General features: G+C 35.0%; 9 protein-coding genes. 5 read left to right on the top strand and 4 right to left on the bottom strand.

All coding sequences use genetic code 11. The features are described from left to right. Nucleotides 1–2192 precede the first annotated feature (2192 nt). Nucleotides 2193–2804: an invasion associated locus B family protein gene (locus QHG57_RS06370; RefSeq protein ID WP_330167572.1), complete on the top strand. Its 612-nt coding sequence runs from the start codon at nt 2193–2195 to the stop codon at nt 2802–2804. A gap of 77 nt (nt 2805–2881) precedes the next feature. Here the strand turns inward: QHG57_RS06370 and QHG57_RS06375 are convergent, their stop codons facing one another. Next, nucleotides 2882–5503: an Rne/Rng family ribonuclease gene (locus tag QHG57_RS06375; RefSeq protein ID WP_330168957.1), complete on the bottom strand. Its 2622-nt coding sequence runs from the start codon at nt 5501–5503 to the stop codon at nt 2882–2884. Between the two features lie 574 nt (nt 5504–6077). Between QHG57_RS06375 and QHG57_RS06380 the strand changes: the two genes are divergently transcribed. The 3 genes from QHG57_RS06380 (at nt 6078) to prfB (ending at nt 11212) form a co-directional block, all read left to right on the top strand. After that, nucleotides 6078–7307: an N-acetylmuramoyl-L-alanine amidase gene (locus tag QHG57_RS06380; RefSeq protein WP_330167574.1), complete on the top strand. Its 1230-nt coding sequence runs from the start codon at nt 6078–6080 to the stop codon at nt 7305–7307. Between the two features lie 169 nt (nt 7308–7476). After that, on the top strand, nt 7477–9942 hold the full coding sequence (locus QHG57_RS06385; protein ID WP_330168958.1) for a penicillin-binding protein 1A: 2466 nt from the start codon (nt 7477–7479) through the stop codon (nt 9940–9942). A gap of 162 nt (nt 9943–10104) precedes the next feature. Beyond that, nucleotides 10105–11212, top strand: a protein-coding gene (gene prfB, locus QHG57_RS06390) for a peptide chain release factor 2 (RefSeq protein ID WP_330168959.1) whose coding sequence is annotated in 2 segments (ribosomal slippage) — nt 10105–10173 and nt 10175–11212 — 1107 coding nt in all. Because the reading frame shifts where the segments join, the coding sequence is not laid out codon by codon here. A gap of 266 nt (nt 11213–11478) precedes the next feature. Here prfB and QHG57_RS06395 read toward each other — a convergent pair. The 3 genes from QHG57_RS06395 to QHG57_RS06405 form a co-directional block, all read right to left on the bottom strand. Then, nucleotides 11479–11964, bottom strand: coding sequence for a peroxiredoxin (locus QHG57_RS06395; protein ID WP_330168960.1), 486 nt, complete (start codon nt 11962–11964; stop codon nt 11479–11481). Between the two features lie 186 nt (nt 11965–12150). Next, nucleotides 12151–13404 carry a tyrosine--tRNA ligase gene (gene tyrS, locus QHG57_RS06400; RefSeq protein WP_330167578.1) on the bottom strand — a complete coding sequence of 418 codons (1254 nt, stop codon included), beginning with the start codon at nt 13402–13404 and terminating at the stop codon, nt 12151–12153. Between the two features lie 315 nt (nt 13405–13719). After that, nucleotides 13720–14400 (bottom strand): alpha/beta hydrolase, encoded by a 681-nt coding sequence (locus tag QHG57_RS06405; protein WP_330167579.1) that lies wholly within the window; start codon nt 14398–14400, stop codon nt 13720–13722. 158 nt (nt 14401–14558) lie between these two features. Between QHG57_RS06405 and QHG57_RS06410 the strand changes: the two genes are divergently transcribed. Beyond that, entirely contained in the window at nt 14559–15704 is a 1146-nt protein-coding gene (locus tag QHG57_RS06410; RefSeq protein WP_330168961.1) for a cysteine desulfurase family protein, read from the top strand. The last annotated feature ends 3 nt before the right edge of the window (nt 15705–15707 follow it).

A 15707-nucleotide genomic window follows, 5' to 3' on the forward strand; every position in this document is an offset into this window, starting at 1 on the left:
TTTTTATAGAATTATTCTATAAAAACAACCAGTTATTTATTTTGTATAAGAATAAAATTTAGGTTTATAATAAAGTTTATAATAAAAGAACTCCTTACATATTAATTTTTCGTTCTTTATTATAATACATATTGACACAATGAAGCAAAATAACTTAGACGGTGTAACCGTAATAAATAGAATTTTCATATAAGTATCTTCTCTAAAAAGCAAAAATTTAGGCCAAGATAACATGCTTTCTTCATTACAAAAGTTGCCTAACGATAGTTTTTTACTCCCTGTAATACATAGCATAAAAACGCTTATGCTGAGTTATCTTCTGGGGAACAATACCAACATTTAAAAAACAAAAGAAAGAATATTAAAGATAGCATACAATTTATTGAAGAAAGTATATCTCATTTAGATATTTGGGAAAAAAATATTTCTAAAGCAGAATACTATAAGCGTTTGCAGGAACAGAATAAGTTGTACAAAAAACTGAAAACTATGAAGGATGAATATTATAATCTTGGTTCGAAATTACAGGATCTAGTTGAAAAAAACAAAAAATTATCTCTAGGATACATATAGCGAAAGAGTACGAAATAGGGGAGTATGAAGAAAAGCTGAATTATTTGATAAATGGAAAATGAATGAAGGTGTGTGGGGGGGAGGGGGGGGATGATAAGATAGTAGAAAATTATCCTCATATTTGTTATTAGTTGCAAAACTTTAGCGGATATATTGCAGAGTGATATAAGTGCTATTTTGCGCAAAGATTTTGATTGGAAAGATAAAGATTTTTGTTGGGCAAAAGACGCAATTAATTCGATGAGCCTCAGTTTACAGCAATAAAAAGAATTGCTAATAGAAGGTTCTTAATAGCTATTAAAAACAAACATTTGATGATGTAAAAGATAATATTACAGAGGGTGGTCGGGTTATGAGAGATTTATCTATGTTGTGTAGAACATTGAAAGAATTACATAATATAATTCTTCTAAACAAGAGAAAGAATATTATAAATCGTATGCGTTCTTATGTAAAAAACAGTTAAATTAAAAAGTATTGTTTTATTTTTTTGTAAAAATAGTAAAATACTTTATTTTCAATAAAAGTATATTTTATTAACTTCATGAAAAATTATTTTATAATAATATCTCATTAAAAATTTACTCAGTTAAATACAGAGAAATTAAGATGATGTAATAAATGATATATAAATTAAAGTTATTTGTATTATATTTTTTATATTAAAAGCTATATTTTTTATTCACGTTATAAAGCTTAGAGATGATATTTGTACAGGGGTTCAATACATAGATGTTTAATATATAAGCATAAAATTATTATGGCTTTGGGCACGTGAGATGATTCATATGGGTATTTTTATTCCTTTGTTCAATAGTTTTATTTATAAAACTAACTTCGCTTGTGGTGTGCAAGTGAGTAGATTTTATTGATTCAATATAAGAAAGGTTTGCGCTATTAGGATCTTTCATACAATATAGAAAAAAGGATTTATTATTATAAATTAATATGTTGTTTAATTAAGAAAAAGCACTTCTTTAGTAGCGTATTTTTTTACTATATAAAATCTTTATTACAAAAGCGTATCACCATTGCTTTCTAAACAAGGGCAGAAAATTGTCCATTAGTAAAAAGCTATCTTACAATTATGCGGCAATTTTAGACAATCAGTGGTTTTAACTCATCAAATGTTTCAATAATACCGTAAATGATTTTATTTTTGTGTATCACACGAGGCACATAAGGAAAACAGTAAAATTTATCTGGTATTTTGGAGCTTCATGCATTGCAACACCCGTTTCTAAGGTTCTATAAGCTTAACATGAAGAGTAATAAATGCAAAAAGTTTAATTAGTAAGACTTTTAGAGTAGTATGGGAGTTTATTTTAATTAATATTGCAATATTGATTCGTTTGTGTAATCTTAGTTCAAATGTACAGAGGTGTTTTATGGATAGATTGCATCAAATACCAATGTGATTAAGAGGGGAATTATATGAGTGTATAAAATTTAGAATGGCTCATCGTATTTTTTCTCTAAATTTGACTTTTTTTTTTATATTGAAGTAAAACTAATAAAATTAAGTATTATTTTATTATAATTTAATAAATTTAAGTTGGAATTATATTTAATATTTTTTTGAAGTTACTTAAGAGCGCGTTGAAAGGATTAACTTAATCATGTCGCATAAAAATGTTTATTCTGCTGTTTCAGTATTAGTTGGAGCCGCTGCCCTTTTTCTTATAGCTGGTATTTCTGCAAATGCGCAAACTTTATCACAAGGTTGGTACAAAGTTTGCAGTAAGCAGCATGATGTTGATATTTGTAATACAATGAATACTGTATTATCGAATACGGGACAACCTTTAACGGCTTTTAACCTTGTTGAAATAAAAGGGAAGCAAAATGAAAAACGTATAGGTATTCAAGTACCTACAGGTCGTTTTTTGCCAGAAGGTGTTCACATTAAAATTGGTGACGACTTCTCTAAAAAAATTCCTTATATTATTTGTAATGGACCAAGTTGTATTGCCAATGATGTCTTAGATGATAAGCTTATAGCAGCTATGAAAAGTGGTACAAAAATGGTTGTAACCACAGTTAATTTCCGTGGTTCAGCTAATCCTATTGAATTTTCTCTTAATGGGTTTACAGCAGCCTATACCGGTCCTGGTATGGAGGAAAAAGATTTCCAACAAGAACAAATAAAGATGCAGCAAGCCATCCAGTCAAAGCAAAAAGAAATTGAAGAGCGTATGCGGGCTGAGCAAGAAAAAGCAAAACAAAAGTAATAAAGAATTAGTTAAAATGTTTTCTATAATTGTTTATTTAAACCGCCACAGTTTTCTGTGGCGGTTTTTTTAAATCTTTAATTTTTCGAAAGAGTTCTGCGCTTCCACCAACCAATACGTTCAGTTTTGGAAGAATCATTAGGCGTTGATGAAATAACAACGGATTGATTAATTGTTTCTTCAATTTGGGAACGAGAGGTTTCGACAACTTCCTCTATCTCGATTATAGTTTCTTTCTCTAATATTTTTTGTATTTGTGTTGTCTCTTTAGAAGATGTTTTTTTAGGTGTTCCACGTGTTGATTTTTTACTATTTTCAAGAGTTTTATCTTCTACCTCATGAATAGATTTGTCTGCTTTTTTTGTTTTAATTTTGCGCACCGAACTGGTTTTAGGTTTTTTTTCAAGAGATTTTTGTTCTGCGACATTTTGATCATTCTCTAAAGAAAGTTGATTTTTTACTACTTTTGAAGAACGTTTTTTAGGTTTAATACTTGTATCAATTTTTTCAAATTCATCCTGTTGTTGTATATCTAGAGCTTGTGTATTATTTTTTGTTTCTTCAAGTTCAAAAGCTTTAGCAGGTGAAACACGATGTTTGCGATGCTCTGCTTTAATTTCTGCTAAAGCCTGTTTAGCAAAATCTCCCACTGGTTCTGCGTAAGGAACGCGAATTTGATGAAAGCTATTATCTTGATTGCGTCGACCACCACGACGTCCTCGACGACGTCCTCGACGATAAGAATCATCACTCAAGGTATCTTCTTTTTTATGAACGTTGGAGAGAGAATAATCAGTAATTTCACCATGACGATTTTTGCGCCGACGTTTTTGGTTTGTTTCAATGGGAGAAGGATTTTTAATAGATTCACTTTTTATGAAAACAGAATCTTCAATTTCTTGCTTATTGGCATCTTCCAATGAAGATCGAGAAATACTCTCTGCTATTGAGCCTTTAGAAATAACAAGATGTTGCGTTCCAATACTATCATCTGCTTCAATACTAATATTAAGTTTAAAGCGAGCTTCTAAATTAACGAGAATATTGCGTTTATGATTTAATACATAAAGCGCTGTTGCTACGGGTGTGCGCACGATAATATTATATTGGGAATTATGAAGAAGATATTCTTCAATTGAGCGCATGACATGTAACGCAATTGATGATTCAGAACGTATATTTCCTGTCCCTGCGCAATGTGGGCAGGGCTGCGTTGTACTTTCTAAAACCGATATGCGAATACGTTGACGACTCATTTCTAAAAGGCCGAAGTGTGAAATATGACCTACTTGAATACGAGCACGATCATTTTTTAAACAATCTTTTAATTTTTTTTCGACCAGTTTCACATTGCGTTCTTCAAGCATATCAATAAAATCAATCACAATTAAACCAGCAAGGTCACGCAAGCGTAATTGACGTGCTACCTCTTCAGCAGCTTCAAGGTTAGTTTGTAAGGCTGTCTTTTCGACAGAGAATTCTTTCGTAGAGCGGCCAGAATTTACGTCAATAGCAACAAGCGCTTCTGTTTGATTAATAACAAGATAACCACCAGATTTTAAAGAAACCTGTGGTTGTAACATTTTATCAAGTTGAATTTCAATATTATTTCTTGCAAAAATGGGTGTAGGATCACGGTAAGGTTGAACAACTTTTGCATGACTTGGCATGAGCATACGCATAAAGTCTTTCGCTTCACGATATCCTTGGTCTCCAGAGACAAGAATTTCACTAATGTTTTTATTGTAAAGATCTCGTATAGAACGCTTGATGAGATTGCTTTCTTCATGGACAAGGCATGGCGCCGTTGATTCGAGCGTCAAAGTGCGAATAGTATCCCATAATCGCATAAGATATTCATAATCACGTTTAATTTCAGCTTTTGTTCTATTGGCACCAGCGGTTCGTAAAATAACGCCCATACCTTTTGGAACTGCTAAATCTTTTACGATTTCTTTAAGACGCTTACGGTCTTGTATGTTCGTAATTTTTCGTGAAATACCACCACCACGTGCTGTGTTGGGCATTAGAACAGAGTAACGACCTGCTAGAGATAGATATGTTGTGAGGGCAGCACCTTTATTACCACGCTCTTCTTTGATGACTTGTACCAACAAAATTTGACGTCGTTTAATGACTTCTTGAATTTTATACTGGCGCCCTTGTTTTCTTTGATAAATTGGGAGCTCTTCACGGATGTCCTCAGCACCGACCATTTCAATCTCATCATAAGAGATATCGGTATTTAATGCTTCTTCTGTGTTATCAATTATTGTCGCTCCAGATGTGATATCATTTTCAATATCGGCTGCTATGACATTGTTTTTTCCATTTTTTTTTGTTCTTCTGGAGCGTTTTTTGTTGTTAGTTGCTTCTTCCGTAAAGGCATCTACAGTATTTTCTCCTACAGCTGCTTTTTCCTCTTCTTCAAGAAGAGCAAGGCGATCAGCAACAGGAATTTGATAATAATCAGGATGAATTTCAGAAAATGTTAAAAAACCATGTCGGTTTCCACCATATTCAACAAAAACGGCTTGGAGAGAAGGTTCTACACGCGTAATACGTGCGAGATAAATATTCCCCTTGAGCTGTTTTCTATGTTCTGATTCAAAATCAAGTTCTTCAATTTTGTTGCCGTGAACAACAACAACACGTGTTTCCTCCGGATGGGAGGCATCTATAAGCATTTTGTTTGACATAAGTTAATATCCTGAAGGCGACATGCACAATTTTATTCAAACGAACGCTATAACTATCCGTAAACATAAAAGGCTGTCTGCCATAAAAGGGAGGTACCAGAAAAACAGGACGGAACACTACGTGCAAAGGTATGACTGCATTTGCACCATTTCTCATCATTATCTCCATCTGTTTTTTATGACTCATATTTCTTAAAAGTCTCCGGTAAAATAATCTTTAAAACAGTTCGGATATCCGAACCAACGAATCTTAAGTAATGCAATCCTAATCTTATAACATAGAAATTTTTCATCCATAAAAAAGTCTCAACACATAATAGGCAAAAAACCTCTAAAAACAACTTAATATGAATTACAGATAATTTAGATGACTATTATCAGCTAGGAAGCATAAATATTCTTTTATGTTGATATCATGCGTTTGGCAAGTAACAATGTAAATCATGTATAATGATGATATCTTTATGACCTTAATTTCGTTTTTGTGTGTTTATTTAGCTTTTATTGAAAAATAGAGAATAAATTGATATAACCAAGATAAATTATTACAAATGTAATGTAGAGTATTTTGCTTATGATTAAGAGTTTTCTTACCAAAAAGCTGAAAACAGCTTATGGGGATGTTGTTGTGCTCATTACATACTTTTTATTATGTTTTTTGCTATTCCAAACTAGTGTTCAAGCCGCAGATCCTCTGAGACTTATTAATTTTAGAACCATTGGTGATAGTGTTCATACGCGTATTATTGCGGTTCTCAATTCAAAACCAAATGTTCGTTTACAGATTTTGGACAGTCCTGCACGTTTGATTATCAATTTACCTACAATTGACTTTTCGATGCAAAATACGCCTTTAAAGAAACAGAATACATTATCCGTTATGCTTTCAGATGTGCGTTATGCTTTTTCTGACATACAGACTTCACGCATTATTTTGACAAGTAAAACGGCTTTTGTGGTTGAAAAAAGTGTCGTAAAAAAATTAAATAATGGTTTATGGCAGTTGCTGATTGATATTCGTAAAAGTACACAAGAAAAATTTGATGAGATATTAAAGAACCAGCAAAGGACCAATTTTGATACAAAAACACCGTTAATTCCAGCATATAGTTTCCGTGTTGTTCTTGATCCTGGTCATGGTGGTATTGATGGCGGTGCACGGGGTGTTACTGGAATTTTAGAAAAAGATGTAACTTTAGACTTTGCGCGTGCATTACGAGACGAATTACAAAAGGACTCTCATATTACTGTTGCTTTAACGCGAGATTCCAATATTTTTTTAAGACTAAGTGAAAGAGTAAAAAAAGCGCAAGAGTTTGATGCCGATCTTTTTATATCTATTCACGCGGATACGATTGATTTACATTCTCTTCGCGGTGCCACAGTGTATACCATATCAGACAAAGCCTCTGATGCCATTGCAAAATCTTTAGCTGAAAGTGAAAATAAAGTTGATTTACTTGATGGTTTGCCTGCAGATGAAACGCTTGAAGTTACAGATATTTTGATGGATCTTACGCGACGTGAAACACATACATTTTCGGTTAATTTTGCAAATAGTGTTATTTCAGATTTATCAAAGAATCATATTAACTTGATTAATAACCCACATCGGTATGCTAATTTTCAAGTTTTAAGAGCTTCAGATATACCCTCTGTCTTGATAGAGATAGGTTATTTATCCAATAAAGAGGACGAAAAGTTATTAAATGATCCTCATTGGAGAAAACAAATGGCAGCCTCTATTGCTCATTCTATTCGTCAGTTTGCTGATTATAGGCAGAAAATGATACAGCCTCTTTAAATTTGTGAGAAAATAGAGTATCAATATGAGTTTCTAGTGTATTCTAGTATAAATAAAAGATAGAAAGCAATTTCTCTTGATCTAAACCTTGTAGTGGTATCCATGTGATGTGGTTGAAATCAAGGTATTTTTTCTTTGATTAATTCTTAAGAAAGCGATAGCCGTTTTTATGATAATTTTTTTAAGATATCTTCTTCGTTTTTTTGTTGCTATTGGACTTTGTGGTGCAATAACCTGGGGTGTTATAACGAATAGTCAAGCAAATGTACTCCCTGATTATGAAGTTCTTTCACTTTATGAGCCGCCGGTAATGACCCGCGTCCATGCTTCTGATGGCCGTCTTATGGCAGAGTTTGCAACAAAACATCGCCTCTATTTACCGATTCAATCAATACCAACGCTTGTTATAAATGCTTTTATTTCGGCTGAAGATAAAAACTTTTATCATCATTTTGGTTTAGATCCTGAAGGACTTTCTCGAGCTTTGATCAATAATATTCGTAATATTGGTTCTGGAAGACGTCCAGAGGGCGCATCAACTATAACGCAACAAGTCGCTAAAAACTTCCTTTTAAGTTCAGAAACAACATTAGAGCGTAAATTTAAGGAAGCTATTTTAGCAATGCGTATTGAGAAAACTTATTCAAAAGATCATATTCTCGAACTTTATCTCAATGAAATTTATCTGGGTCGTGGTACCTATGGTATAGCTGCTGCTTCTTTGACCTATTTCAATAAATCCGTCAATGATTTGACACTAGAACAATCTGCTTATTTGGCTGCTCTTCCAAAAGGACCAGCAAATTATGATCCATTTAAGAATACACAACGTGCTGTTGATCGGCGTAATTGGGTTATAGACCGGATGGTTGCAAATGGATATGTAACGCGTGAACAAGGTGAAAAAGCGAAAGCTAAACCTTTAGGAGCGACAATACGTGGGAGTGATAGCTATGTTTTTGCGGCTGATTATTTTACTGAAGAAGTGCGACGTCGTTTAATACAACGCTATGGTGCTAAAACACTTTATGAAGGTGGGCTTTCCATTCGTACAACGCTTGATCCGCATTTACAATTTATTGCGCGACGTTCTTTGCACGATGGATTAATTAGATTTGACCATTCGCAAGGATGGCGTGGGGCTTATGCGCATATTGATGAGAAAGGTGATTGGGGGATAGAACTTGCAAATATCACAGGGCTAAGTGATGTTCCTGAATGGCGTTTAGCTGTTGTTCTTTCTACTAATCCCAATAAGGTAGAGATCGGTTTACAGCCACAGCGTGAAGCTTCAGGTATATTATCAAAAAAACGGGAAATTGCTGTTTTATCTGAAGCTGATTCAAAATGGGCACTCCATGTTGTAAAAGAAAATGGTTATCGAAAAACTGTTCACAGCTTATCTCATGTCTTGCAAGTTGGGGATGTCATTTTTGTTGAAAAACTATCTAATACAAACAACACTTATCGTTTACAACAAATTCCAAAGGTTGAAGGTGCAATTGTTGCTATGGAACCTCATACAGGGCGCGTTCTTGCTATGGTGGGAGGATTTTCTTTTGCCGCATCTGAATTTAATCGTGCAACCCAAGCTTATCGCCAACCGGGGTCTGCTTTTAAGCCTTTTGTTTATGCAGCAGCACTTGATAACGGATATACACCAGCATCCGTTGTTTTAGATGGCCCCATTGAAGTTCACCAATATAATGGTGAAGTTTGGCAACCAAAAAATTATGGAGGTACCTTTGCAGGACCTTCAACGTTGCGTTATGGTATTGAGCGTTCTCGTAATCTTATGACAATACGGCTTGCCAATGATATGGGAATGCCTCTTGTCGCTGAATATGCAGAACGCTTTGGCGTGGTGGATAAATTGCAGCCTTATCTTCCCATGGCTTTAGGGGCTGGTGAAACAACAGTATTACGAATGGTTACAGCTTATTCAGTTATTGCTAATGGAGGACGCTCTATTAAACCTTCACTGATAGACAGAATTCAAGATCGTTATGGAAAGACAATTTATCGTCATGATGATCGTATTTGTGAAAATTGTAACACGCATTCATGGAATAATCAAAGTGAACCCACATTGATTGATGAGCGAGATCAAGTTCTTGACCCTATGACGGCTTATCAGATTACATCTATGATGGAAGGGGTTGTCCAGCGTGGTACTGCAGCACGTTTACGTTATCTTAATCGGCATATTGCCGCTAAGACAGGGACAACCAATGACTCTAAAGATGTCTGGTTTATGGGATTTACTCCTGACATTGTCGTTGGTATTTTTATCGGCTACGATCAACCTGCTCCGTTAGGATATAATGGAACCGGAAGTTCATTAGCTGCACCTATTTTTGGTGACTTTATGGCAGATGCTCTTAAAGGGAAGCCAGATGTTCCCTTTAAGATGCCAAAGGGTATGATTTTAATGCCAATTAATCGGAAAACAGGAATGCTTGCGGAAAGAGGAGATCAAGATGTTATTATAGAAGCATTTAAACCAGGAACTGGTCCTGCTGATATATATCAAGTTATTGGAAGTACAAATTCTTTTCAAGAAGGTGTTCCTGCAGTAACTACTTCTCCACAAGTCAATAAAGCCCTTGAAAGTGGGACAGGTGGGCTGTATTAATTAACAAAATCTCCTTTCGCCATGCATGGTTTTTATTTTTTATAGTGTCGGTCCTGTAAATAGAATAATAAAACCATGCTATTTCTTCACAGCAGCTATCAAATTTGTATAAAATTCTAGAGACATAACTAGAAAGAGTGATTTAAAATACGGTTTTAAATTATGCGAGCAGAAATAGAAACATTAGTTGATGAAATTCAGAAAGCAATTCAATTGCTAAGGGGGCATCTTTGACTGGGATCAATCACTAAAGCGTCTCGAATATCTTAATCGAAAAGCGGAAGATCCATCTTTATGGAATGATGCACAACGAGCACAGGATATGATGCGTGAGCGTCAACGTCTTGATGATTCAATTAATAGTCTTTTATCATTTACAAAAACGCTTGAAGAATGCATTGAGCTTATCGCGATGGGTGAAGAAGAAAGTGATGTTGAAATTATCGCTGATGCAGAAAATTCAATACGTAATCTTAAAAATGAGATAGATAAAAGGCAAATTGATGTACTTCTTTCAGGAGAAGCCGATCCGAATGATACTTATTTAGAAGTTCATGCTGGAGCAGGGGGAACAGAAAGCCAAGATTGGGCTTCTATGCTCTTACGTATGTATATGCGCTGGGCTGAACAGCATGAAATGAAGGTTGAAATTTTAGAAATTCATGATGGGGAAGAAGCAGGAATAAAATCAGCGACTATTCTTGTAAAAGGGCATAATGCTTATGGAATGTTAAAAACGGAATCAGGCGTTCATCGTTTGGTGCGGATTTCTCCATTTGATTCGAATGCAAAGCGCCATACCTCTTTTGCGAGCATTTGGGTTTATCCAGTTATTGATGACAATATTGAAGTTGATGTTTCAGAGGCAGATGTGCGTATTGATACATATCGCGCATCGGGAGCAGGAGGACAACATGTTAACACGACAGATTCCGCTGTTCGCATCACACATATAAAAACGGGTATTGTTGTTCAATGTCAAACAGAGCGTTCTCAACATAAAAATCGCGCTACGGCTTGGTCGATGTTGCGTGCGCGGCTTTATGAAGAAGAGCTTAAAAAAAGAGAAGATGAAACCAATGCTGCTGAATCTTCTAAAACAGAAATCGGATGGGGACACCAAATTAGATCTTATGTTCTTCAACCCTATCAGCTTGTCAAAGATTTGCGTACAGGGATTGAAAATACGGATCCACAATCCGTACTGAATGGTAATTTAGATTCATTTATAGAGGCGGCACTCGCACGGCGCATTTATGGACAAGACTAAGAAATTGAGGATATTCGTTAATTATATATCCTTCAAGCCGTGTAGTTTTTTTCTTAGACTGTTCGTTTTATTGATGTTGTGATGTTACGATAGCCCTTGATACTTTAAAGGTTAAAAGATGGATTTTTTTTATTCCTTTCTTCAATTTTTTATCACACGCCAATCCTGCTTATGATGTTGCAAGTGATAGGAGGAAGTTGAAATAAGAAAATTTTGCGATATTCGGAGAATAACTTTTGCTTTTTAAGGTAAACCAAACACTCAATTTACAAGTTACCATTATGATGTAAAAGTGTTGCAGTAGCTAAAACATTTTCAGCATGCCCAGATACGCTTACTTTGCGCCATTCTTCTGTTATTATTCCATTTGCATCAATTAAAAAAGTGCTCCGTTCAACACCCATATATTTGCGTCCATACATGCTTTTCTCAACCCAAACACCATAAGCTTCGAGGGTTGTTTTTTCTTCATCAGAAACCAAGATGACATCAAGTTCATGTTTTACTTTAAATTTATCATGTTTTTTTACATTATCTGGAGAAACTCCAATAACAGAAACACCGATTTCATCAAATTTCATCTTTAATTTTGTGAAATCAAGTGCTTCGCTTGTGCAGCCACTAGTGTCATCTTTTGGATAAAAATATAAAACAACAGGTTTTCCTTTAAAGTCAGAAAGACACACTGTCTCTCCTCCATCGCGAGGCAAATTAAAATCAGGAGCAAGAGCACCTTTCATTGGTTTTGTCATTGTTTTCATCTTTCTTGTGTAACAGGTATAAGATAGCAGAGTAAACAGAAGAAAAGAACTATTCAACTCTCTAGAATATTATTGTTTTGAAGAGACCTTTATTTTCCTAACAAAATTCACCCTATCACAACGATTGGGTTGGAAGAACAAGGTAGACGTGAACAACATAAATAAAACAACAAAAGATTATATTGATTTCATCACAACATGTTTTTTCTTACCGAAAGAAAGTTTAATGATTCCTTCTGCACTGACATCTCCTTCAATAATAAGATGTGTTTCATCCTCAATAATTTGATCATTTACACGTACACCTCCACCTTTAACGTATCGGCGTGCTTCACTATTAGATTTAGCAAGTCCTGCTTGTACTAAAAGAGTGAGCAATCCAACACCTTTTTTTAATTCTGAGGCATTAATTTCAACAGTTGGAAGATTTTCTCCCAGAGTTTTTTCTTCAAACGTTTTGCGAGCAGTCTCTGCTGCTGCGTTGGCAAGAGCACGTCCATGCAACATTGCTGTAACTTCTGTTGCAAGAATTTTTTTTGCTTCGTTAATCTCTGTCCCTTGTAATACAGAAAGTTTAAGAATCTCATCCATTGGTAATGAGGTATAGAGTTTTAGAAATCGTGTTACATCAGCATCTTCTGTATTACGCCAATATTGCCAAAATTGATAAGGTGAAAGCATATCTGCATTCAGCCATACAGCCCCATTCAATGATTTACCCATTTTGGCACCGGAAGAGGTTGTCAGCAATGGTGATGTTAACGCATATAATTGCGGTGTTCCTAAACGATGCCCTAATTCGATTCCATTAATAATGTTGCCCCATTGATCAGAGCCCCCCATTTGCATACGCAACCCATAACGTTTATAAAGTTCAACAAAGTCATAAGCTTGCAGAATCATATAATTAAACTCTAAGAATGATAAAGAGTGCTCACGCTCAAGCCTGAGTCTGACAGAATCAAATGACAACATACGATTGACAGAAAAATATTTTCCTACATCACGTAAAAATTCTAAGTAGTTTAAGTTGCATAACCATTCAGCATTATTCACAATACAAGCATCAGTTTCTCGGTCACCAAATGTCAAATAGTTACGAAATACCTTTTTAATACCATCAATATTTGCAGCAATATCATCTTGTGTCAGAAGGCGTCGCGCTTCATCTTTGAAAGAAGGATCACCGATTAATCCGGTCCCTCCGCCCATTAAAGCAATAGGGCGATGACCCGTTTTTTGTAACCAATAAAGCATCATAATTTGAAGAAGACTTCCAGCATGTAAACTCGATGCTGTTGGATCAAATCCAGTATAAGCGCTTACAGTTTCTTTTGAAAAAAGATCATCTAAGCCTTTTTCATCTGAAATTTGGTGGATAAAACCACGTTCGCTCATAATATGTAAAAAATCAGATTTAAAGGAAAACACAGATTCAATTTCCTAATTTAAGAATGCATTCATTTCAATAAATAGATGATTATATAATGGAGCGTTATTTATCATAACTGACGCACCCACCACAAGAGAAAGAGACATATTGATAATATAAAGATAATAATACAGATATTATTTCCTTTTTACGCTAAAAAAGAGATTTCTCAGTGAGAGAAAAAAGGTATTCTATTATTCTCATTTCTATACTTAAATAAAATTTAGAAAAGTTTAAAATGCTGACTGAAAAAAATTATTTTGTTACAAACAGAAATGATTTTTGCTGATTGTTTATGAATCTATCGTCTTTTCCTAAGTTAGTGAAAGTCTTTCAGAAGGAGGAGCGAGAAGTTCATTGGTGATATGATTATCCAAATAGTGGGCACATCGTTCAATAAGTTTCTCATGACATCCACTAAAAAAGTGATTAGCCCCTTCCAATATTTCTTGTGTGATGATGATTCCTTTTTGTGTTTTCAATTTATCGACAAGTATTTGAACATCTTTTGGGGGGGCAACTTTATCGATAGCGCCATGAATGATAAGTCCAGAGGAGGGACAAGGTGCAAGAAATGAAAAGTCATAAACATTGGGCTGAGGAGCAACTGAAATAAATCCCTCAATTTCCGGTCGGCGCATTAAAAGCTGCATACCAATCCATGCTCCAAATGAATATCCTGCTACCCAACAATTTTTAGAGTCTGGATATTGTGTTTGCACCCAATCAAGAGCAGCAGCAGCATCTGAAAGTTCTCCTATTCCATAATCAAATTCACCCTGACTACGACCAATACCACGAAAGTTAAAACGTAAAGTTGTAAAACCACGTTGTTGGAACATATAAAAAAGGTCATAGACAATTTTATGATTCATAGTTCCACCAAATTGGGGATGAGGATGTAAAATGATCGCAATGGGTGCATTTTTTTGTTGTGAAGGTTGATAACGCCCTTCGAGCCGACCCGCAGGACCGTTAAAAATAATTTCTGGCATAAAATGCTCCTTAAATGCAATAAAAGGCTCTCTTTTGACCTTGGTCGACTTTTACCATAGAATCTCTTAGATAAGAGATATTCTTTTTTTAGTGCACTTTTCAAGAAAATTGCGCTATTTTTTTAATCAATTCATAAGATTAATGATTGCGATGTAAAATGGTTATAAAACGCCGATATTTTGATCATAATGCAACAACACCGCTCAAAAAAGTGGCACAGATAGCGTTATTGGAATCTTTAGAGATATTTGGTAATCCATCATCGGTTCATAAGGAAGGGCGTGCAGCTAAAACTTTGTTGCAAAAGGCACGTCGACAAATCGCTGAAAATCTTAAAACAGATCCAGATCACGTGGTGTTTACCTCTGGTGCGAGTGAAGCAGCAATGACTTTGTTAACACCCTTTTACAATATGGGGAATGCAAAAGTTCAATTTTCTCATCTTTACCTTGGAGCGACTGAACATCCCTCTGTTGCAGAGGGAGGGCGTTTTTCTAAAGAATTGATAAGCGTCATTGCTGTTGATCAAGATGGGCTCATTCAACAAGATAAATTAATAGCACTCTTAACGGTTCACGATAAAACAAAAGGTTTACCTCTTGTTGCTATTCAAGCTGCAAATAGTGAAACGGGTGTTATTCAACCGTTAACAGAAATCGCCGCTATTGTTCGGGATTTAGGAGGTACTCTTATTGTTGATTTGACACAATATGTAGATAAAAATTTCGTGGATATTAATCAGCTAGGAGGAGACTTTTTTATACTGTCTGCACATAAAGTTGGTGGTCCTAAAGGAATCGGTGCTTTTGTTTCATGTGGTAATCTTCTCATGCCACACCCTCTTATTATTGGAGGAGGACAAGAAAAAGGTCTCCGTGGAGGAACAGAAGCATTACCCCTTATTGCTGCTTTTGGGGCAGCAATGGCTGATTGTTTCACACAGGAGGAAATAAGACAATTAATATATTTACGCAATAAATTAGAAGATGGATTACACAAAATAAGTAAAAATGTTAAAATTTTTGGCAAAAAAGTTCAACGTTTGCCAAATACAACTTACTTTACCGTAAAAAATATAAAAGCTGAAACGATGCAAATTGCTTTTGATTTAGAAGGGTTTTCTGTATCATCCGGCTCTGCTTGTTCTTCGGGAAAAGTAAAACAAAGCAAAGTGTTGGAGGCAATGGGGTATCATATTCCAAATGGTGCCATTCGCATTTCGCTAGGACGTGACACAACTTCTGAAGATATTGATGATTTTCTGTTGTTTTTTTCTCAAATTATAAGCAGGAAAAAAGGGTAAGAT

Origin of the sequence: Bartonella grahamii subsp. shimonis, assembly GCF_036327415.1 — a bacterium.
GTDB lineage: Bacteria > Pseudomonadota > Alphaproteobacteria > Rhizobiales > Rhizobiaceae > Bartonella > Bartonella shimonis.